This window comes from Methylovulum sp., from assembly GCF_028687615.1.
GTDB lineage: Bacteria > Pseudomonadota > Gammaproteobacteria > Methylococcales > Methylomonadaceae > Methylovulum.
Genome location: NZ_JAQTZU010000003.1, coordinates 63,269 through 83,456 on the forward strand (window position 1 = coordinate 63,269; position 20,188 = coordinate 83,456).

The following is a 20,188-nucleotide window of genomic DNA, read 5'->3' on the forward strand; positions in this document are numbered from 1 at the left end:
GCCCTCTCCAGCGGGAGAGGGTTGGGTGAGGGGAAATTAACATAATGAATTCTTTTTACTCATAATTTCCAAAATAACTTGATGAATGGCTTCTAAAACACCATCGCCATTACCGATAACATCATTATTCCAGAAGCGAATAATTCTAAACCCGCGCTGTTCAAGACATGCTCTACGCTGCTCATCATAATCAGCTTGCTCAATATGCTGCGAACCGTCAAGTTCAATAATCAACTTTAATTCCAAACAAACAAAATCGACAATATAACGATCAATAGGAAATTGCCGACGAAATTTGAGGTTTAAAAGCTGTCTATTTTTAATTTTTTGCCATAGCCAGCGCTCAACATCGGTTTGATTTTTTCTTAACGATCGGGCGTTTTCAGTGAGAGTCATTTTATTTTCCCCTCACCCAACCCTCTCCCTTTGGAGAGGGCTTTTTATATCCAGCGCATCAATATTATCCAAGAGAATCAGGCAACTGGTGTTGGAAATGATTTTAGGCATTGTCAAAATCCAGCTTAATATCATCAGCAGGGTAATTAAGCACCGAAACCTGATATTGCCCTAATAACTCCATAAACGTCCGTTTGGAAAGTTGAGCCATTTGCGCCGCTTGCCCAACAGAAAGGATGCCTTTTTCATACAGTCGGCTGGCAAGCAACAGGTGAATTTCCCGCGCGTCTATAGTGATGGTATCGGGTAATTGTATTTGTAGGGTTTGCATGAGTTTTCCTCAATTAAAACGTGCTGAAATCAGGGCAATAATTTTCAACATGATATTTAGAAAATTGCCATTTAAAGTAGGGAGTGTGAAATATCAGCCTTTTTCCGATTGGCCTGAAACTGAAAATCCAGTAAATCCACCGGACGTAGCCGCTTGGTTAAATGCAACACTTCCAAGCCTATAATTTCACCCGCCGCGTCATAATCGACAATAACGCCGGGAGCCACTTCCTCTGATTCGACCACGCTATCATTCACTAACTGCAAATGTAATGCGTCAGCGACTTCGTCTACACTTAATTTCATATCAGACCTCTCAAACTGCGATCAAAAAATACGGTGATAATGCGGGGCGGTTTGACGTTTTCATTCAGAACAACGCGCAACACCCGACCATCAAACTCATCGACTCTAAACAAATAATGCACCAGACTGGGATCAACCCTATCCTGTTCGACACGATGCGGCGCAACAATAGCCTGTTCCAGCCATTCCAGACGGATATTGCCGCGTTTTTTCAAACTTTCTTTGGCGTGTTCGGTTAATTCGTAATCCATCACGCTTCTCCAAAGAGATCATCTTGCGCGATGTTTACTAGCTTAACACTGGCTTTCTTAGGTTTTTCGGCTTCTGGCTTTGGTTGCGCCATCGGCAAATTCGCCACATTCAAGCTGTAATCATCATGCGCCCATTCGCAACGCGACAACACCATCTTGGGGATTTTCTTTAAGGTGAGATTGGGAAACGCATCGGTTTTGCCGCGAAACGCCGCGCAACAAACCAGCAACGAACGGTCGCCGCCGACTTCTTCAGACAATTCCTGCAATTGCTGGTGCGACAGGTTTTGCGTGGTGACGTAGATAAAATCCTGCTCCGACGAATAGCCATGATTCCACCATTGCGTATCGGACGGCGCATAACTAAAGCCTTCCAGCTTACATAAGGCTTCCGCCAGCATTGCCGGATTATAGTTTTTATTGACCACCCAATTACCCCAGCGGTCTTGTTCCAGTAAGGACGGCGCGAGGCTGTAATAGCGGAAACCGCCGCCGCCCTGCCAGTTGACCGCTTTGCTGATGCCGCCGGGGTCTTCGCCGGCTATGACTTTTTTCAGGCGCGGGATAATGTGGGTGTGGCAATGCTCGCCCAGTTCGATCATGATCCAGCGGCGGCCCATTTTGTGCGCGACCGCGCCAGTGGTGCCGGAGCCTGCGAAGGAGTCTAGGACTAGGTCGTTGGGGTTGGTGGCAAGTTCAAGAATTCGCTTCAAGAGTTTTTCAGGCTTAGGCGTAGAAAAAACTTCTTCTCCATTAAATACAAGAGCTTCTTTCTTAGCTTCTTGATTGTCACCTACCTCAGTGCGAAACCATATTGTTTTCGCAACAATTCCATTTTGGACTTCTGTTAAAAACCGTTTCAATGCCGGAACATTATTACCGTTTTCCCCAAACCATAGGCGATTGTCATTGAGTAACTCTTGATATTTCTCAGGTGATGCCGCCCAACAGCGTCCTTTTGCAGGCATCAGGCATCTTCCAGATGGAGTAACAATTTCATAAATATTGGACGAAACTCCTGTTTTTGCAAACTGAGCGCCACGCTGACCACCACTTAGGCTAATTGTGAAATCGCTTGCTTTCCAAATGCCACGCGGGTCATTGTCCCTGTTTGTATAGCGGGCATCCATTTCATCTGAACGAGATAGCTTTAATGGTCTCCACAACTCTTTATTTTTTGTAAAAACAAGAATATGGTCATGACTATCTGAAAGCCAAGTTGCATTATTCTGAGGGGCATATTTTTTCTCCCAAACCACATTCGCCACAAAATTCCCCCGCCCAAACACCTCATCACACAGCACCTTCAAATAATGCGCTTCATTATCATCAATCGTGATCCACAACGAACCGTCATCGGACAATAAAGACCGGATAATCTCCAGCCGGTCACGCATCAGCGACAGCCAGATGGAATGCTCCAAACCGTCGTCATAATGGGTAAACGCGCTGCCGGTGTTATACGGCGGGTCGATAAACACGCATTTCACCTTGCCCGCATAGTTCTGTTCCAATGCCTTCAACGCCAGCAGGTTGTCGCCGAAAATCAGTTTGTTATCGAACAAGTCCACCCTCTCCCCAACCCCTCTCCATGAGGGAGAGGGGCTTTTTGGGCTTTCCGCTTCAACAGACTGAACAGTCAAATGCTCAGCTGTCATCTTACTCCCCTCTCCCTCAGGGAGAGGGGCCGGGGGAGAGGGTGAATAACGCCTGAATTTAGCGTGATACGACAACTCAGGATTTTCCAATAATATCCTCGGCTCCAGCTTAGGCCGCTTGTCCTTGCCTATCCAGGTCAGTTCCAGTTTGGTTTTGCTCATAAAGGTTGTTGTAGCAGTTTGCGTAAGGGAACCGGCTCGCCATTGGCGACATGTAGAATGTGCGCTTTATCTGCCCGAACATTATTGGGAGGAGTTTGCGCATAATCGGGTAACGTGGTACGTCTATTATTGCCGCAATGAAAAATAAAATAGCGACGTTGCCAGCCTGTTGATTTGATTTGCTCAAACCGTTCCAAAACGGCCAGTAAATAATCTGTAAAGCAGTCGCCGCTAACTAACTGTGGGATATGATTGTCATCCGAAGGAATACTGGATTTTAAATCGAGAATCAATATATAGCTTTGTCCATCAAGCTGGCAAAAAATGACGGCATCACAGGCTCTACGGGCTTTGTGCCCATCAATGAAGGCTTTGTCCGCAAAACCGATTTTATCGAATTGGATAGCCACCGCTTCATCGCTGATCCCGGATATAACTACATGATTAAGATGAGCTGTTGGATTTTCGCGAAGTGTTATCGTTTGGATTGAGCAGCTATGCTTTTTAGTATTAGATATGATTTCTTGTAGCTTTTTTATAGCGTCAACCGACATTTACGACACTCCATATAAAATAGCGTCCTGAATCTGGTTCATTGCATTGATCTCGTCATCGAAACTTTTTACTTGAATGCCGTGATGTTGCTTAACATCCCATTTTTGTAGCGTTAAACCTCTTTTCTTTTTGCCCTCTACCTCAAAAGTAGCAGTTGTGGTTGTGTACACAGCGACATTTTCGGCTTTCAAAAAATCACCTTCCGTATAAGCCTTAAATTTCTCTCTAACTGCTGCCAAGTGCGGTTTATCGCTAGACAGCATTATCAAGGTATTAAACTCACGAATAATATAATCGCTGTGTGTGGTTAAAAATATTTTTATGCCTGCATTGACTAATGCAGCTAAAAATCGCGCCAATCGCCGCTGGTTGGCCGGATGCAGATTGAGTTCAGGTTCGTCTATCATCAGCATATCGCCTGTTTTGGCTTCGTGATGTAGCCAAAACCATAACACCATCAACGATCTGACGGCACTGGATGCTTCGCCTAAACCCAGTTTGAGTGTGGTTCCCTTAGGGGTGAAATAAATGGCGCCTTCCTTGGTTGCTTTGTAACTACCGCCTGCCATTTCCTTAAACGCTTTCGATAGCGCCGGGTTATTTTTCATGACCTCACTGATGCCGCGTTGCTCAAGATTCGGGATTTCTATGCTGATAAACTCGACATTATGTTCTACCGATAGCGCGTAACTACGTTTCATTAATCTGAGTAATGTTGAAAAATTAACCACTGATTTTTTGTCATTGTCCATTTCGGTTAAAACATTAACCAATTTATTTTTTGAAAAATTCAGCTCGCCCCGAAAAATAGCCGAACCGGTTCTTTCAGCACTGGTTATGAAGACATCGGGAAAGGTTTTTCCTAAAACAATTTCTAAGATTTGCTGACGGATAAAGCTGGCTAATGAATGCACGGGAGGCAGGTCATCGCCCGGTTCAACAACAATAGCGATTTCCACAACAGTCTGTTCAGGTTGTTTTTTTATAGAAACCAGTCGTTTTCCTTTGCTGCTATTCAGCCCGTCATCAATTCCCTTGTTAATCCAATCGCTTGCAATGGGTGCTGTTAATGAAAATTTTGTATCGTTGAATCGTTCCGGCGGGGTTGCCAAAAATTCATGCAGATTTTTGGCTAAATTAGTCATTGTTTCTTGTAGAATGGCAGCCCAGTTTTCAACAATCTCTTTTTGTAAATTTATGCTGATAAAGCCTTCATTGTGAAGTTTTAGCATATCTTCCTCAGATAAATCCCATGCCAGCAATTGCTGCCACGCAACCAGTAGCGCGTAAAGCGAATTTGTCACATAGGTTTTTCCCGTGTTGTTTTCTCCACAGATAATTGTCAAATCCGCTAGTTCTACTTCGGCCTGATATAAAGGCCCTAGTTGTTCAAATTTAAACTTCATAGTTTTATGGTTTCTTAGTCAAGACGTTAAAAGCTATTGTAAGCCCCAAGAAATAGTAAACAAATCTTGTATCTCAATTTTTTGATTTAACTTGCTTTCCAATTGCCCAATCAAGACTTCGCGGCGTTCGTCTATTTCATCTTGGCGATCAAAGAGTTCTTTGCGCTGCTTGTTGCGGGTGCGTTCCAGTTCCTGTTGTTGCTTTTGGAATGCCAGTTTTTCTGCCAACGTGGGGGCTATTTTAGCATTGCGGCGCACTTCTTTGATTTGTTGGTCGATGTCTTTGATGCTTTGCTCTAGGCCGAATTTTAAGTCATCCGCCCAATGGTCGAGTTTGTTTACTTCTTCTTCAAAAAAGGCCAGATTACGGCTGTTGACTCTTTTGATAAGCTCATTTTGTGCAGCAGCCAGCGCTTCGTCAATCTGGGGCTTAAGTAAAACGCTTTGTTGATGGCAGTGGTTAGCGGGTAGCTGCATCAGTTTTTGGGCGGTTTCGACAGGCAATAGTTTACCGTCATCGGTTTCGGCAGCGAACAACAGATGGTCTTCGTTGCGTTCCAGTGCTTCTATGCTAAAGCGTTGCAGTTTTAACGTGCCGGATTGCCCTAGCAGGGATTCCAGTACGGTGATTTTTGCGCCATGTGCAGCATAATCAAAATGGATTTGCGCGGTGGGCGTTGGTTGGTTTTTGGCGGTTTCCAACACCCATTCACCTAACGGATGGTTGAGGCGGTAAACGTGGGTGTTATGTGTATTGGTGTTTTGTTTTTGGTGTCGGGCTATTAGTTGGTAATGTCCGAGCGAGGCTTCTTTTATGACATTTTTTTGTAGTTGAAAGCGGTGTTGCTGGTCGTCGAAGCTGGAGTAAGGTTTAAGCTGATGCTGCGTTACCGCCCAAAACCAGCGGCTGATTTTATCCAGCCGTTGTTCGGCTTGGTCGAGCTGCAATTTAAGCAGGTCGTGGATGTCTTCATCAAAATTGTCGAGCAATTGCTGGCGGGTTTCCTGCATTTGCTTATTGATGTCAACTTCCATTTCCTGTTGCAGTTGGCTGAAAGCCGCTTCGATTTGTTCAATCGTCCGGCAGCTTTCGTAAATAGCCTGGATGCGCTTTTCAAAATCAATGCCGGATTCTATTGAGCCTAAAACATCGTCGGATGCGCCAAACACACCATCGAACAGGTGGAATTTATCCGTTAGCAATTCCAGTACGCGCTGGTCGGCGTAGTTGCTTTGGTTGAGAAAGTTGATGACCACCACGTCAAACTTTTGCCCGTAACGGTGGCAACGGCCTATGCGTTGTTCTACCCGCTGCGGGTTCCAAGGGAGGTCATAATTGATGACCAAGGAGCAGAATTGCATATTGACACCTTCCGCCCCCGCTTCAGTGGCGATCATGATTTCAGCATGATCTTGAAAGTGGTCGATAAGGGCGGTTCGCCTGTCTATTTGCGGCGATCCGGCAATTTTATCGGAGCCTTGGTTTTCTGCCAGCCATTGCTGGTATATTCGGGTGGTTTCGGGGCTGTTGTTAGTGCCGCTGAACGTGACCAATTTATCGGCGTAGTTGTTAGCCGCCAAATAGTTTTGCAGGTATTCTTGGGTACGTCTGGATTCGGTAAAAATGACGGCTTTACGCGGGGCAGCCATTGCCGCCATTTGTTCAAAGCCTTGATTTAAGGCAATCAATAAGGCTTTGGCTTTGCTGTCATCTGTTATTTTCTCAGCTTGTCCGATAAGGCTGCTAAGTTCGATGATTTCAAGTTCCAGTTGCGCTTTGTCGATAACTTGTTCCGGTTCGTTTTGGTCTGCATTGTCCAGTTCTTCGAGATAATCTGTTTCCAGATCATCGTTTTCTATCAGTTCAGCAATAATGTCGGTATCGTCAGACTGATTATCACGCAGTTTTTCCAAGCGGTTTTTGATGGTAACCAGCGTGTTAAGCACGGCATGGGTGCTGGAAGCCAGTAATTTGCGCAGAATCAATCCCGTTAGATGGCGTTGCCGCTTGGGCAAAGCATAACTTTCTTCCCGTTCCAGTACGGCGGTAATGCCGTTATAGAGCTGCATTTCTGCATGGGATGGCGTAAAAGGAACGGTAATGGCCTTGCGCTGGGTATAGCGGATGTATTCCAGCACTTGTTTACGCAAGGTGCGTTTTACAAAGCCTTTTAATCGGTCTTTCAATTGGCCTATGCCGTCGCTACCCATGTAGTGTTGGCGGAACGATTTGTCATCCCCAAACAGTTGTTCATCTAACAGTGTCGATAAGCCGTACAGTTCCAGTAATGAGTTCTGTAAGGGCGTGGCAGTGAGCAATAGCTTTTGCCGCCCATATAAAGCGCGTTTTAACGCTTGTCCCATTTTGTTATTGGGGCGGTAAGCGTTGCGTAGCTTATGGGCTTCGTCCATAACCACCAGATGCCAAGGTTCAACCAGCAAGTATTCTTCTAACCGTGCGGCAAAATGGTAGGAAAGGATGTTGATGCAGTGATTGTTGAGCGGGTTGGCAATGCCTTGGTTTTTTAATTGCCGCCAGGTATTGGCATCAAGTATCTGTGATGGCAGGTTGAATTTGTCTTGCAGCTCTTGCGCCCATTGTTTGCGTAAGGACGCCGGGCAAATAATCAATAATTGGCGTTTGCGTTCCGCCCAATACTGACAAAGTACCAAGCCCGCTTCTATGGTCTTTCCCAAACCGACTTCATCAGCCAGGATAACGCCTTTATTTAGTGGGTTATTCAGGGCAAACAGGGCGGCATTGATTTGATGGGGATTGAGGTCAACGGTAGCATCGAATAAGGACTGGGATAACCTTTCAACGCCATCGGCGGCACATTGGCGGGTCAGTTCGTAAGCGTAATACTTGGCATGGTAATCAGTTATCACATTCGTCTATCCGTTGATTTGAGTGTTGATTAGTCTAATAGCGAATGTAGTCGGCGAGAAAACGTGAAAGACTGCACTGTTGAATGGCTTTTAAGGCATACGATTGCTTGCATTAGAATTGTTAAAATCAGTATTATTTCAGGGTATCAAAAATCTTAAATGCCTTGACACACTGTGCCAGTTCTTTCATATCCACCTCTTTGGCATCCTTGCCATAACGCAAGCGGATAAAAATATCCGTGATGTGCCGGGCTTGTCCGGCGGTTTGGGGCAGGGCGGTTTTTACGCGTTCGGCGAAATCGGTTTCGCCTTCACCTGGATGTCTAATCAATCCCCGTTTGGCGAGTTTGCGGCAAAAGCGTTGATAATAGCGCAGGGCCTGGTCGGTGGTTTTGGGTTTTTGATATAACAAAAACGCGCTCAAAACGGCGGTGATGACGCAGAGGATGCTTACCATCCAGACCATCATGGTTTTGATGTCACCGACACCCAAGTTAGCCAGAAATTTGGCCTGGTTCATGCTGTTGTAATTGATGACCCAGCGTTGCCAGTTGTAATCGACATTGCTCCATAATTGCCGCGCTTCTTTTAGCCACGCAAAGGCTTTACCGTTATTGGCATCATTGGCGAATTGGATTGCTTCACCTTGGGCCAGGGCATCGACGTTGATGTTCTTTTCGATGCGCTCAGGGGCGACGGCGGCGGTCGGGTCAACCCGTGTCCAGCCTTTGCCTTCCAGCCACACTTCCGCCCACGCATGGGCGTCGTATTGATGGATTTCCAGAAATTGCCCGACCGGATTGAATTCGCCGCCTTGGTAGCCCGTCACCACACGGGCCGGAATATGGGCGACGCGCATCAGATACACGAATGCGGAGGCGTAATGGCTGCAAAATCCATAACGGGTTTTGAACAGGAAGGTTTCTATCGGCTTGTCTTCCATCACGGGCGGCGTCAGCGTGTAATGGAAATCTTCGGTTCGGAAATGGTTTAACAGGGCTGTGATGAATGTCTCCGGTGCCTTATCAAAACCGTGCAATTGGCTGACCAAGCCGTTGATTTCAGCCGATGGCGTGTCCGGCAATTGCGTGGCGTCGTTATATTCGATACGGGTGGGTGTGCCGGTGTTGTAGTGCGGATAAGAGGTGATTTTATATTCCGAGCGTTTGTCGGGATTGGTCGAAGTGGTCAATTGGTAATTGACATTGCGGCTTAGCGGTTTGCTAAATTCGGCAGGAAGGTCAAGTGCAAACACCCAGTTTTTGTTCTGTGGTTCCATCAATAAGGTGTACTGATACGATGTGCCGGAAAACGTGGGCTTGTCCATGATCGCTTCAAGGCCTTGGTGCAGCGATGGTAGCCAGCGTTTACCATTGGTTTTGGCCAGCACCGGCCCGCGCCAATAGCGTTGTGCGGCTGGTGGCAATGCACCGCTAAATTTGACGCGGAAAGCCAATTCTGTAGACACGCCCAATTCGCTGATGGAGCCGGGCTCCATGCTGTCGCTCAAGCCCATGCGGGCTTGTTGGCGGTCATTGAGCAGCATCCAGCGCGGCGCTTCGATACGCGGAAACAGGATGAACAAAACAATAGCCAACGGAAAAGCCTGGGCGATAATGACACCCGCTGTTTTTAACGCCACCCAAGGCTGTGGTTGGCGGCTGTTGATGCTCACCAAGGTGCCGATGAGGGTGCAGCACACCATTAGGATATACCCCGCCATCAACAGGCTTTGTTCGTATAAAAACTGCGAAGCGGCGACGATGAAAGCCAAAAAGGTGATCAGGTACAAATCACGCTCGGTTTTTATCTCCATCAATTTCAAACCCAGCGCGACGATGAACAAGCGGGTTCCGGCATCACGCCCGAAAATGCCTTGATGCTGGATATAGATCAAACCTAGGCCGATGACCGTCAACAAAAACACCAGCCAGCGGTTGGGCAGCCACATCGGTTGCCACAAACCGACGAACCGCCACGCTAGCAACGTGAAAAAAAAGCCGAAAATACTAATCGGAAGATGGTAAAAATGCGGCAGGACAATCAGTGCGATGGAAGCAAGTAAGAAAATCAGCACGTTTGGGGCGGGTTTTGCTGTCATTACAAACTCTTTTGGATTATGGGTTTAAGGTTAGATCTAACGGCGATTCTTTGAGGCTGGCGTATGGCTGCTGCATGGTTTTGCGGGTAGGTTCCGGTCATGTCGCCCTAGCCTACCATAGACCATTGCTTGCTGGGTATCCGCGCTTTGTAGTGATGCCGCTGTGATAGGCCGGACATTGACAAAACTGGAAAGCCGCCATTAATCGGATTACTATCCTGTTTTGTAAGATACCCAAGCACCGTCCAGCAACTTTACGCATTTTCAGGTAGCCGACCATGTCCGACTTGCTTTCATCCCCCTCTGCTGAGATTTTCAACCGTTTTATCAACACGCCGCTGGATGGCTTGCTTGACGGGCAAACCGCCAACCCGCCGGAAGCGAAATGCCTGGCTTTGTTCCAGCGCTGCGCCACTGAAGTTCCCGCTTACCGCCAGTTTTTGGCGGCGCGGCAAATCGATCCGGCTACGATAAACACATATCCGGCTTTCCAAACCTTGCCGCTGATGGACAAAAGCAATTACCTGCGGGTTTATCCACTGCCTGAACGTTGCTTCGGCGGCAGCCTGCTGGGAGCCGACCGCATCGCCGTGTCATCCGGTTCCACAGGCCAACCGACGTTTTGGCCGCGCTCCGCTGATTATGAACTGGAGGTGGCGGTGCGCTTTGAGCAGGTGTTCCATGACAGTTTCCGCGCCCACGAGCGCAGCACCTTGGCGATAGTTTGTTTTGCTTTGGGCAATTGGGTGGGGGGCTTGTTCACCACGTCCTGTTGTTGGCATTTGGCCCGCAAAGGCTATCCGCTGTTGGTGGCGGCACCTGGCAATAACAAAGCGGAAATTTTCCGTATCGTGCGCGAATTGGCCCCGCATTTTCAGCAAACCGTGCTATTGGGGTATCCGCCGTTTGTCAAAGACGTGTTGGATGCGGGCATCGCCGAGGGCATAGACTGGGCGGCGTACCACCCTAAATTGGTATTTGCCGGGGAAGTTTTCAGCGAAGAATGGCGGGGCCTGGTCGGTCAGCGTACCGGTTCGGCATCGCCTTGTTTTGATTCCGCTTCGTTGTATGGCACGGCGGATGGCGGGGTCTTGGGCAATGAAACGCCGTTCAGCACCGCCATCCGCCGCTGGCTGTCGGCGCACCCCGAAGCCGCCCGCGAGTTGTTTGGTGAATCGCGTTTGCCCACGCTGGTGCAATACGATCCGAACAGCCGTTTTTTTGAAGTGCATGATGGCACGTTGGTGGTGTCTGGTGAAAATTCCGTGCCCTTGTTGCGTTACCACATCGCCGATAAAGGCGGATTGCTCGGTTATGAGGCGATGTGGGAATTCCTGCGGGCGCGGGGTATGCAATCTTTGGCCGATTTGGGCTTGGACGCGGGCTTCCAAGCCCGCCACTTGCCGTTTGTCTATGTGTTCGGCAGGGCGGATTTTACCGTGTCGTATTATGGCGCGAACATTTACCCTGAAAATGTCACGGTCGGTTTGGAGCAGCCAGAACTCAGCCACTGGGCGAGTGGAAAATTCGTGCTGGAAACGGCAGAAACCGCAGAGGGCGACAAAGTCCTGCATATTGCCGTGGAATTGTTGCCAAATATCACGCCCGATGAAGCGATGAAACCGCTCATTGCCGCCGCTATCCGCACCCAGTTATTGCGCCTGAACAGCGAATTTGCCAATTACACGCCAGTCGAGCGGCAATTGCCGCAGATCAGCCTGCATCTGTTTGCCGATCCCGGGTATTTTCCGCTGGGGGTGAAGCATCGTTATACCCGTGGTTAAAATTTATAAAATAATGTGAGCTGGAACGGGTTTGTTCCAACAGTAGCGCCTTAAGCGACCCGTTCCGTAACGTTTTCAGCACCTATAGCGATTTTGAAACCCCGTCCCGCCCCCGTGGTGAGCGGCTGCTCGCCGTTGTGATTGCACCGGTTCCGATCACACGACCAGCCGGTCGCTACTACAAACTGGCGATACCTTTCGATGATCTTATCTGGCTGGATTAATAATCCCGTTAATTTTTTTCGCAAGCGCGTTGACCCCGTGTTCGGTGACGCTGGCGTGGTTGCCTTTCAATTCAATAGCAAAGCTGGCGACCAAATTTCGGGTTTTGACATTGATGACCTGCGCCATCAAATAGGAATACAAGAAACTGGGTTTGCTGTGCTGCCCGACCACAAGCCAATCGGCCCCGGCTTGTCCGCCCAGTTGTGCGGCAAGTTCATGGAAGTGGAATAAATAACCCAAGCCGGAATTGGCGGCGGCTTGGGTTGCGGGCGGGATGTGGATAATCTCAACGCTGTTGGATTGCTTTAACGCCTGTTCCAGCAAGGGTTGTATGGATGCCGTGCGGATTTTTTCCTGCGGCGTGTTGGGTAGCGAGGTGATGTCGTTCAGTTCAAATGCCAAAATGGCGATGCGCGGCGCGGCATAAGCCTTGTTGCCGGACAGTAGCAAGATCACCAGGACAATCAATGTTGAAATTAGCCGGTTCATCGTGTTTTCCTCAAAGGGACTTTTGTGCTTGGTACAGATTGATGAAATCCTGTAAACCCAGCGTTGCAATACTATTCAAATCATCGTCAAGAATTTCATAAAACACCTTTTCATTGCTGCGGATGCTGAAAAAAACGATGGCGTCCATTTCACCACCGCCTTCCCGGTGCGGTTCATCGCTGGCTGGACTGCATTTATAGCTGCCCACCGCCCTGGTTTCTTTCAGTGTGCCGTCCGCCTTATAAAGCCGATGCTCACCTTGGATGACAAAGGTGTGGTTCAAGGCTTTATGCCGATGCAGGACTATCTGTTGCCCTGCGGCGAACTTAAACAGCACGTCCACGATGCGGTTGTCTTCGTCGATATTTAAGATGGAGTAGAACAAATGGTCAAATCCTGCCAGGGTTTGCCATTGGATGTGGGTGTCGTCAAATAGGTAATGGGTCATATCAGTTTCCTCGGCTAGATTCTGTAAATTTGCTTCGGCCCTTAGATTTTGGCGGGCGGCATCAGTGTAGACACGCCCGGCCTGCGTGTAAGCCGAGATTTGCCCGCCAAACACGGGCAAATTGCCCGCGTCAGTCCAAGCCGCTTTGCTAGTCTGCGCTAGACGCTTAGAATGGCGGAACACCGGATAACCGAAAAGCCATCATGAACCTGCCCTACCACATTTTGACCCGCATCATTGCCGCCGCACTGCTCTGCTTGTTGGCGAACGCCGCGTATGTGCTACGGTCCAGTGACCAGCAAGCCCGGCAAGCCACACAGCGCATCGCCGAGGCTTTGGGCAAGCAGCTCAGTTTCCAGCAATTGCAAATCAGTGCCGGCTTCGGCGGGGCTTTGCCGTTCCCTGATTTTACGCTGTGGAAACAAACCAGCAATGCTCCGGGGATTTGTGTCCGTTTTGTCGCCGCTGGCAGCCAACAAACCTACCGGCTGTGCAATGGCGCAGAACTCGACACGCTACAAGTGCCCAGTAGTTTTGCAAACGGCTACCGATGGTTTTTCCAGCCAGGATTAGCACTGACGCAAAGCATTCGGTTTAAGGGTCGTGATTATGGGGAATTGACAGTTACGCCCAGTGCCGATATGGAAATCACCCAAGCTTGGGAAGACACTAGCCGTTTGCTGGGTTTGTCCATCACCACCGTTGCCGCCGTGTGTTGCCTGGTGTATCTCGGCATCCGCCGCGCCTTGCATCCGGTACAAACGATTGTTGCCGGTTTGGGGCAGTTGGAACAAGGGCGGCTGGATTACCGCCTGCCGCGATTCGCTTTGGATGAATGGCAACGCATTGCCGAAGCGGTCAACCAATTGGCGGCAAGCCAGCAACAATTGCTAAACGAACGCCAACGGCTGGCGGTGCAACTGTTGAACCTGCAAGAAGAGGAACGCCGGTATTTGGCGCGGGAGCTGCACGATGAATTCGGTCAATGTCTAGCCGCCAGCAACGCGCTAGCCGCCTCCATTGCCCAAACAGCGGCAACGAAATGCCCTGGATTGCTGGCCGAAATCGGACAAATCAGCCGTATCACCCAACATATCCTCGACGGTGTACGGGGTTTGTTGCAACGTTTGCGGCCCGCCGAGCTGGAGGATTTGGGGCTTGCCGCCAGTTTGGCAAGTCTGGTCAGCGGCTGGAATGCCCTAGGTGGCAAGACGCGCTATCATCTGGAAATCAACGGCGATTGTGCCGGTTTACCGGAACCGCTGGCGATCACCCTATTCCGCATCAGCCAAGAGTGCCTGACCAATATCGCCAAACACGCCGATGCCAGCCATGCGCGGGTGGGCCTGGCAGTCAGCGGCGATAGCGTGGCATTGACCATTGAAGATGATGGCATCGCCAGCCAATTGCCTTTCAGCCAAAACAAGGGCATCGGTTTGCTAGGCATACGCGAGCGGGTCATGGCTTTGGACGGGCGTTTGACTTTACGCATCGTGCCGCCGCATGGCTTGAAAGTCGAAGCCCGCTTGCCGATCCATGCTGTTAATGAGGCTAAAATATGAAAATAAATTCAATATGAAAATAAATTCAATAAGTCATGCGTTTTTCATAAGTGCTTGCCGAAACAATGGTGGCGAAACAAGCCATTTCTAAGGCAAGCGCTTATGAAACAATGAATATGAGCATCCGCATACTGCTAGTTGACGACCACGCCATTGTCCGTGCCGGCTACCGTGCCTTGCTGGCAAAACAGCCCGGTTTGGAGGTGGTCGCCGAAGCTGCCGATGGCAACCAGGCTTACCAGCAGTTCAAAGATTGCCAGCCCGATGTGGTCATCACCGACCTCAGCTTGCCTGGCATCAGTGGCCTGGAAGTGATTGCCCGTATCAAACAACGCGATGCCAAAGCCAAGATTTTAGTGTTCAGCATGCACCAGAATCCCAGTTTTGCGATGCAGGCAACCCGCGCCGGCGCCTTGGGTTATGTCACCAAAAGCAGCCCGCCGGAAGTCTTGCTACGCGCCATCCACGAAGTCCATGCAGGCCGCCATAGCTTAAGCGCGGACATCGCCCAAGCCTTGGCAATGGCGCAACTCGGCACGGAACGCGTGGCCTTGGACAGCTTGACTGGGCGCGAATTTGAAATCCTGCGTCTATTGGTCGAGGCAAAAAGCACCGAAGACATCGCGCAAACCCTCAATATCAGCCCGAAAACCGTGGCTAACAGCCATTATCTGATCAAGCGCAAATTGGGCGTGGGCAGTGACATTGAATTGACACGGCTGGCGATACGTTTGCAGGTGGTGAATTTGTTGGAGTTGGCGGGTTCCGCTGGCGATGTCGGGGAAATTGCTTTATGAATGCCCGGTAATTTAGATGGGCTTGGGCGGCTTGGCTTGCCCGGCAACAGACAAGCCTGCTTGCCACCCTAATCCGCCGTTTGCGATGTAGCTTATGAACTTGAATCCAATTTGGAAAAAAGGGATTTTTCAACTGGGCATTTTTTCACGCCCGGCCTGCTGACAAGCGTTGTTAGTTCAGCAAATTAGTAAAAACTATAATAAGATAGCCAGAGTTTTAACCCCGCCGGAGGCTTAATGTCATGCTTCGTCTTATTATTTTGATTTTTATTGTTTTTCCTGCGCTGGCGATGGCAGAGGATGAGCGTCCGCCCAATCTTGAAGCCGTGCCTGAGGTTCCTGCACCGCCGCCACCGATCCAAGACGGTGAAAACATGGAACCTGAAATCACCATCTTGCGTAGCGGCAAAAAAATCATCCAGGAATACCGCCGGGGCGGACGGGTCTATATGGTCAAAATTGTCCCCGATATTGGCCCTGCGTATTATTTCCTCGACAACAATGGCGATGGCCTGTTTGACGCCCGCAACAGTGATCCAAACCGGGGCAGTTATGTCAATTTGTGGAAATTGTTTGAGTGGAATTAATTAACTGATGTTACGCACGACTTTTTTTGTCCACGACCCGTAGAGCGCGAAGCGAAAAACACGAAAAAGCACGAAAGGTTCTTGAGCATTTATTTGTTTTTGATTGGTCGGGGGCGGGATGGGGGCGCCGTGGCACCTACTGTTGGAACAAATCCGCTCCGGCTTGCGCTAAAAAGCGAAAAAAGGCTAGGGGGGCATTTCAAGTTGCCGCTTATTTTTGCTCACGAAGGCGTTGGTGAGTTTTTTTTCGTGCTTTTCGTGCTTTTCGTGGACAATGCGTAACATCAGTTAATTAAACCGCGAACTATGTCGGGCACCCCATGCACAACGCCATCCAACAATTGTTAAATTCCGCCAACCAGATCATTCTTGGCAAAGACCATAAAATCCGCCTGGCTCTCTGTTGCCTGTTGGCGCGGGGGCATTTGTTGATTGAAGATATTCCCGGCGTCGGCAAAACCACGCTGGCCCATACGCTGGCAAAATTGTTGGGCCTGCATTACCAGCGCATCCAATTCACCAGTGACATCTTACCTGCCGATATTCTTGGCGCATCGGTGTTTGACAGTGCCAATAACACGTTTAAATTTCATCCCGGCCCTGTCTTTAACCAAATGGTGCTCGCCGATGAAGTCAACCGCGCCACACCCAAAGCCCAAAGCGCGTTGCTGGAAGCGATGGAAGAACAGCAAGTCACGGTGGAAGGCCAAACTTATCCTTTACCCACGCCTTTTTTTGTCATCGCCACGCAAAATCCGTCGCATCAAATCGGCACCTTCCCCTTGCCGGAATCCCAGCTCGACCGGTTTTTGATGCGTATTGAACTAGGCTATCCCGACCACGCCGCCGAACGCGCCTTATTGGCGGGCCAAAGCCGCCAGTATTTGCTGGAATCCCTGGTGGTACAATTGCCGCCGCAACAATTGCAAGCGATCCAGCACGCCGTGACCGACATCCATGTCTCACCGGCCTTGCTGGATTATTGCCAAGCCCTGATCAACTTTACCCGCACGTCGCCCGAATATCCTTGCGGCTTGTCGCCCCGTGGCGGTTTGGCCTTATTACGTGCCGCTAAAGCTTGGGCGTTGATGAACCAGCGTGATGCGGTGATTCCTGAAGACGTGCAAGCCGTCCTCGCCGCCGTCGCCGGACACCGTTTGCGGGCGGGTACTAGCCATTCCGAAGCCATCATCGCGCCGCTGTTAGAAAAGGTAGCCATTCATTGAGTCCGCTGAGTCTTAAGGAACGCATCAAAGCCCATCGTTTTTTTGCGGGCGAAAAAGCCACCGATGAGCAGCCCATGATGTTGACGCACCGGCTCATTTTTATACTGCCGACCCAACGCGGCCTAGGTTTTGCCGTCCTCGTCGTACTATTGTTTTTGATCGCGTTTGTCTACAACAACAACCTCGCGTATTTATTGACGTTTTTGATCGCGAGCGTGTTCTTCGTCACCATTTTGCATAGCTTCAAATCCCTGTCAGGATTGCTGGTACAGCCAGGACAAGCCAAACCGGTATTTGCCGGAAGCCCTGCCGGTTTCGACATTTATCTCGACAATCCATCAAACAACCCGCGCCAAAACTTGCAAATCACGCTGGAAAACACGGAAAGCGTGACCTTGCCTGCACACAGCAAAACCCAGGTCACGCTCTATTCGGCGACGAATAAACGCGGCTGGCATGAAGCCGGAAAAGTCACCGTCTCCAGCACTTATCCGTTGGGCCTGTTCCGGCCTTGGTCACCCATACGTTTTAATCTGAAAGTGTTGGTGTATCCCAAACCCGCCGCACAAGAAAGCCCGTTGCCAGAAACCGCTGCGGGCGAGTTCCGGCAAGGCTTTAGTAAAAGAGGCGCGGATGATTTTTATGGTATGCAGGAATATCAAGCCGGAGACCCGGTCAAACACATTCATTGGAAAGCCTACGCGAAAGGTTTGGGCTTATACAGCAAGCAATACGGCGGCGGCAATTCGGCACAAATCTGGCTGGATTATGGTTGCACCAGCGGACACGACACCGAACAACGCCTAAGCCAATTATGCCGTTGGGTGCTCGAAGCCGATCAGGCGGGGCTTAGTTATGGCTTTATCATGCCAGGTTTAAAGCTGTCGCCGGACAGCGGGACATTGCACACCCGCAAGTGTTTGGAGGCGTTGGCGTTGTTTTAGGTGTTTATATGGAAAAATTGACTTGAAGAAAACCCAGAATCAATCGTAGCTGTAATGCTTACGCAAAGGTTTGACGACTTCCCAATGGCTGTCCAGGCCCGCTGCAAACACCACCAGGTCGCCTGGTACGATGCGGACAGGTTCGCCGCCGACGGGAGTGACAATAATCTCGCCTTCCAAAATGTAAGCGGTTTCTGTTTCATCAAAATCTATTGGAAACGTCGAAATTTCTTTTTCCCAGATGGGCCAGCTTGCCACGCCTAAGGCTTGCAGGCGTTCTTCGCTAGGTTGGTGTTCAATTGTAATCAGGCTCATGTTTTCCTTTAAATGCTTATTGATGGGAGGCGGATTCTAGCATTATTTACCGACAAACCGCCTAATCGCTTGCAAAAGCTTCTGTGCATTCAATAAAGTTTCCCCACCCGGTCAAGATAAGTCAGGTACAAGCGGGTATCAAATTCGAACTGGTGGTAATCCGCTTCCATGTGCCCGCACAATTTATAAAAGGCTTTGTTGTGTTGTTTTTCGCGTAAATGCGCCAATTCATGCACGACGATCATCCTTAGAAATTCCAGCGGCGCATTTTTAAAAACCGCACCAATGCGGATTTCATGCTTGGCTTTCAAATTCCCGCCTTGCACTCTGGAGACAAACGTGTGCAATCCCAAGGCCTGATGCAGCACATCAATTTTGTCATCGTAGACCACTTTGCTAAGCGGATTGGATTGCCGGAGGAATTGGTTTTTCAAGTCTATGGCATAAGAATACAAGGCTTTGTCTGTTTTAAGTTCATGGCTGCGTGGATACTTTTTTAACAACAGGCCGGCCAATTTATCGCTGTCGATCAATTTTTGCACTTGGTCTGTAACCGTTGCCGGGTAGCCGGATAAATATTTTAAGGTGTCCATTGTATTCTGGTAAATGGTTGTCCAAGGCAATGAAGGATATTGTAAAGATGGATTATAGCCAAGCCCGGTTGTTTAAAGAACAATTCAAGAAAGGCGGGTTAGGATTTATGCCCACCTACAATCTGCGATGAATCTACTGGCAATGTTTTTTGGAAGTCCATCAAAATCAATTCCAACACGGTTTCATTTGACCTTCCCACCTAGCCTAGCCTAACATCGCCCTCCTTAAACCTATTTGCATTAGCGGAGCCAACAGCCATGACCACCCCACCCGGCAAACTTTATGTAGTGGCCACGCCTATCGGCAATCTGGGCGATATGACGTTCAGGGCGGTCGCCACGCTTAAGGAAGTCGGCCTGATTGCCGCCGAGGACACCCGCCATGTGAAAATGCTGTTGCAGCATTATGGCATCAGCAACAAGCTCGTGTCCTTGCATCAGCATAATGAAGATAAAGCCTCGCAAATGCTGTTGGATAAGTTGCGCGAAGGCTTGTCGATAGCCTTGGTCTCCGATGCCGGAACGCCGTTGCTCAGCGATCCGGGTATGCCGTTGGTCAAGCTGGTCAAAGACGCCGGGTTGGATGTCGTGCCGATTCCTGGCGCGTGTGCGTTGATTACGGCTTTGTCGGCGGCGGGTTTGCCGGTCAGCCAGTTTACGTTTGAAGGCTTCGCGCCACGGACTTCGTCAGCGCGTAAGGCGTTTTTCAGCGAACGCGCCTTGAGTCCCGTCACTTGGGTGATTTATGAATCCAGCCACCGCATTCTGGCTTGTTTGCAGGATATGGCCGCCGTGTTGCCGTTGGATAGGGAAATTGTCATCGCGCGTGAGTTGACCAAACTGCATGAAACCATCGTCAAAACCACTCTGGCAAACGCGGTGGAATTGGTCGGAAACGACGAGAACATGCGCAAAGGCGAGTTTGTCGTGATAGTCGATGGTGCGGTGCTTGAGAAAACAGAACAGGAAGTTACACCTGAGCAATTGAAAGTCCTCAGTATTTTGCTGAAAGAATGCCCGCTTAAAACCGCTGTGGCTTTGGCGGTGGAAATAACGGGCGGAAGAAAAAAATTGCTGTATCAGGCGGCATTGGATATGCAGGATGCGGAATAAAAAACCTAAACACCCGCGCGGTTTTTGGTTTTACAGAAGTCATCCGCCATC

At 49.5% G+C, this 20,188-nt stretch carries 21 protein-coding genes; 8 read left to right on the forward strand and 13 right to left on the reverse strand.

Features of this window, described 5'->3' with window-relative positions; all coding sequences use genetic code 11:
- Window positions 1-36 precede the first annotated feature (36 nt).
- The 9 genes from PHH59_RS02620 to PHH59_RS02660 form a co-directional block, all read right to left on the reverse strand.
- The gene (locus PHH59_RS02620) at window positions 37-396 is read right to left on the reverse strand and encodes a DUF559 domain-containing protein (protein WP_300010781.1); all 360 of its coding nucleotides are present in this window, start codon (window positions 394-396) and stop codon (window positions 37-39) included.
- 103 nt (window positions 397-499) lie between these two features.
- Window positions 500-727 carry a UPF0175 family protein gene (locus PHH59_RS02625; RefSeq protein ID WP_300010784.1) on the reverse strand — a complete coding sequence of 76 codons (228 nt, stop codon included), beginning with the start codon at window positions 725-727 and terminating at the stop codon, window positions 500-502.
- Window positions 728-798: 71 nt separating this feature from the next.
- The gene (locus PHH59_RS02630) at window positions 799-1,032 is read right to left on the reverse strand and encodes a DUF2283 domain-containing protein (protein WP_300010788.1); all 234 of its coding nucleotides are present in this window, start codon (window positions 1,030-1,032) and stop codon (window positions 799-801) included.
- Window positions 1,029-1,283 (reverse strand): DUF4258 domain-containing protein, encoded by a 255-nt coding sequence (locus PHH59_RS02635; RefSeq protein ID WP_300010791.1) that lies wholly within the window; start codon window positions 1,281-1,283, stop codon window positions 1,029-1,031. Before PHH59_RS02635 ends, PHH59_RS02630 begins: the two co-directional genes overlap by 4 nt.
- Window positions 1,283-3,103, reverse strand: coding sequence for a site-specific DNA-methyltransferase (locus tag PHH59_RS02640; protein WP_300010794.1), 1,821 nt, complete (start codon window positions 3,101-3,103; stop codon window positions 1,283-1,285). The genes PHH59_RS02635 and PHH59_RS02640 overlap by 1 nt, the downstream gene beginning before the upstream one ends.
- Window positions 3,100-3,657 (reverse strand): hypothetical protein, encoded by a 558-nt coding sequence (locus PHH59_RS02645; RefSeq protein ID WP_300010797.1) that lies wholly within the window; start codon window positions 3,655-3,657, stop codon window positions 3,100-3,102. Before PHH59_RS02645 ends, PHH59_RS02640 begins: the two co-directional genes overlap by 4 nt.
- Window positions 3,658-5,064 (reverse strand): ATP-binding protein, encoded by a 1,407-nt coding sequence (locus tag PHH59_RS02650; protein WP_300010800.1) that lies wholly within the window; start codon window positions 5,062-5,064, stop codon window positions 3,658-3,660.
- A 33-nt stretch (window positions 5,065-5,097) separates the two neighbouring features.
- Window positions 5,098-7,953, reverse strand: a complete 2,856-nt coding sequence (locus PHH59_RS02655) for an SNF2-related protein (protein ID WP_300010803.1) — start codon at window positions 7,951-7,953, stop codon at window positions 5,098-5,100.
- Window positions 7,954-8,086: 133 nt separating this feature from the next.
- Complete coding sequence (locus PHH59_RS02660; RefSeq protein ID WP_300010806.1) at window positions 8,087-10,054, reverse strand: DUF3488 and transglutaminase-like domain-containing protein; 1,968 nt, start codon at window positions 10,052-10,054, stop codon at window positions 8,087-8,089.
- 278 nt (window positions 10,055-10,332) lie between these two features.
- Here PHH59_RS02660 and PHH59_RS02665 point away from each other — a divergent pair, with 278 nt between their 5' ends.
- Complete coding sequence (locus tag PHH59_RS02665) at window positions 10,333-11,838, forward strand: phenylacetate--CoA ligase family protein (protein WP_300010809.1); 1,506 nt, start codon at window positions 10,333-10,335, stop codon at window positions 11,836-11,838.
- A 207-nt stretch (window positions 11,839-12,045) separates the two neighbouring features.
- Here PHH59_RS02665 and PHH59_RS02670 read toward each other — a convergent pair whose 3' ends face one another.
- Window positions 12,046-12,552 carry a DUF2380 domain-containing protein gene (locus PHH59_RS02670; RefSeq protein WP_300010812.1) on the reverse strand — a complete coding sequence of 169 codons (507 nt, stop codon included), beginning with the start codon at window positions 12,550-12,552 and terminating at the stop codon, window positions 12,046-12,048.
- Between the two features lie 10 nt (window positions 12,553-12,562).
- Window positions 12,563-13,183: a hypothetical protein gene (locus PHH59_RS02675; RefSeq protein ID WP_300010815.1), complete on the reverse strand. Its 621-nt coding sequence runs from the start codon at window positions 13,181-13,183 to the stop codon at window positions 12,563-12,565.
- A 20-nt stretch (window positions 13,184-13,203) separates the two neighbouring features.
- Here PHH59_RS02675 and PHH59_RS02680 point away from each other — a divergent pair, with 20 nt between their 5' ends.
- The 6 genes from PHH59_RS02680 (at window position 13,204) to PHH59_RS02705 (ending at window position 18,116) form a co-directional block, all read left to right on the forward strand.
- Window positions 13,204-14,562, forward strand: a complete 1,359-nt coding sequence (locus tag PHH59_RS02680; RefSeq protein WP_300010818.1) for a histidine kinase — start codon at window positions 13,204-13,206, stop codon at window positions 14,560-14,562.
- A gap of 110 nt (window positions 14,563-14,672) precedes the next feature.
- Window positions 14,673-15,359 carry a response regulator transcription factor gene (locus PHH59_RS02685; RefSeq protein ID WP_300010821.1) on the forward strand — a complete coding sequence of 229 codons (687 nt, stop codon included), beginning with the start codon at window positions 14,673-14,675 and terminating at the stop codon, window positions 15,357-15,359.
- A 242-nt stretch (window positions 15,360-15,601) separates the two neighbouring features.
- A complete protein-coding gene (locus tag PHH59_RS02690) occupies window positions 15,602-15,946 on the forward strand; it encodes a DUF2782 domain-containing protein (RefSeq protein ID WP_300010824.1) in 345 nt (114 codons plus the stop codon).
- Window positions 15,947-16,027: 81 nt separating this feature from the next.
- The gene (locus PHH59_RS02695; RefSeq protein ID WP_300010827.1) at window positions 16,028-16,228 is read left to right on the forward strand and encodes a hypothetical protein; all 201 of its coding nucleotides are present in this window, start codon (window positions 16,028-16,030) and stop codon (window positions 16,226-16,228) included.
- A 38-nt stretch (window positions 16,229-16,266) separates the two neighbouring features.
- Window positions 16,267-17,172: an AAA family ATPase gene (locus PHH59_RS02700; RefSeq protein WP_300010830.1), complete on the forward strand. Its 906-nt coding sequence runs from the start codon at window positions 16,267-16,269 to the stop codon at window positions 17,170-17,172.
- Window positions 17,169-18,116 carry a DUF58 domain-containing protein gene (locus PHH59_RS02705; RefSeq protein ID WP_300010833.1) on the forward strand — a complete coding sequence of 316 codons (948 nt, stop codon included), beginning with the start codon at window positions 17,169-17,171 and terminating at the stop codon, window positions 18,114-18,116. Before PHH59_RS02700 ends, PHH59_RS02705 begins: the two co-directional genes overlap by 4 nt.
- Window positions 18,117-18,155: 39 nt before the next feature.
- On the opposite strand, the gene PHH59_RS02710 is transcribed toward PHH59_RS02705, so the two are convergent.
- A complete protein-coding gene (locus tag PHH59_RS02710; protein WP_300010836.1) occupies window positions 18,156-18,431 on the reverse strand; it encodes a cupin domain-containing protein in 276 nt (91 codons plus the stop codon).
- Between the two features lie 89 nt (window positions 18,432-18,520).
- On the reverse strand, window positions 18,521-19,024 hold the full coding sequence (locus PHH59_RS02715; protein WP_300010839.1) for a YgjP-like metallopeptidase domain-containing protein: 504 nt from the start codon (window positions 19,022-19,024) through the stop codon (window positions 18,521-18,523).
- Between the two features lie 258 nt (window positions 19,025-19,282).
- Between PHH59_RS02715 and rsmI the strand changes: the two genes are divergently transcribed.
- Entirely contained in the window at window positions 19,283-20,137 is an 855-nt protein-coding gene (gene rsmI / locus PHH59_RS02720; RefSeq protein WP_300010842.1) for a 16S rRNA (cytidine(1402)-2'-O)-methyltransferase, read from the forward strand.
- The last annotated feature ends 51 nt before the right edge of the window (window positions 20,138-20,188 follow it).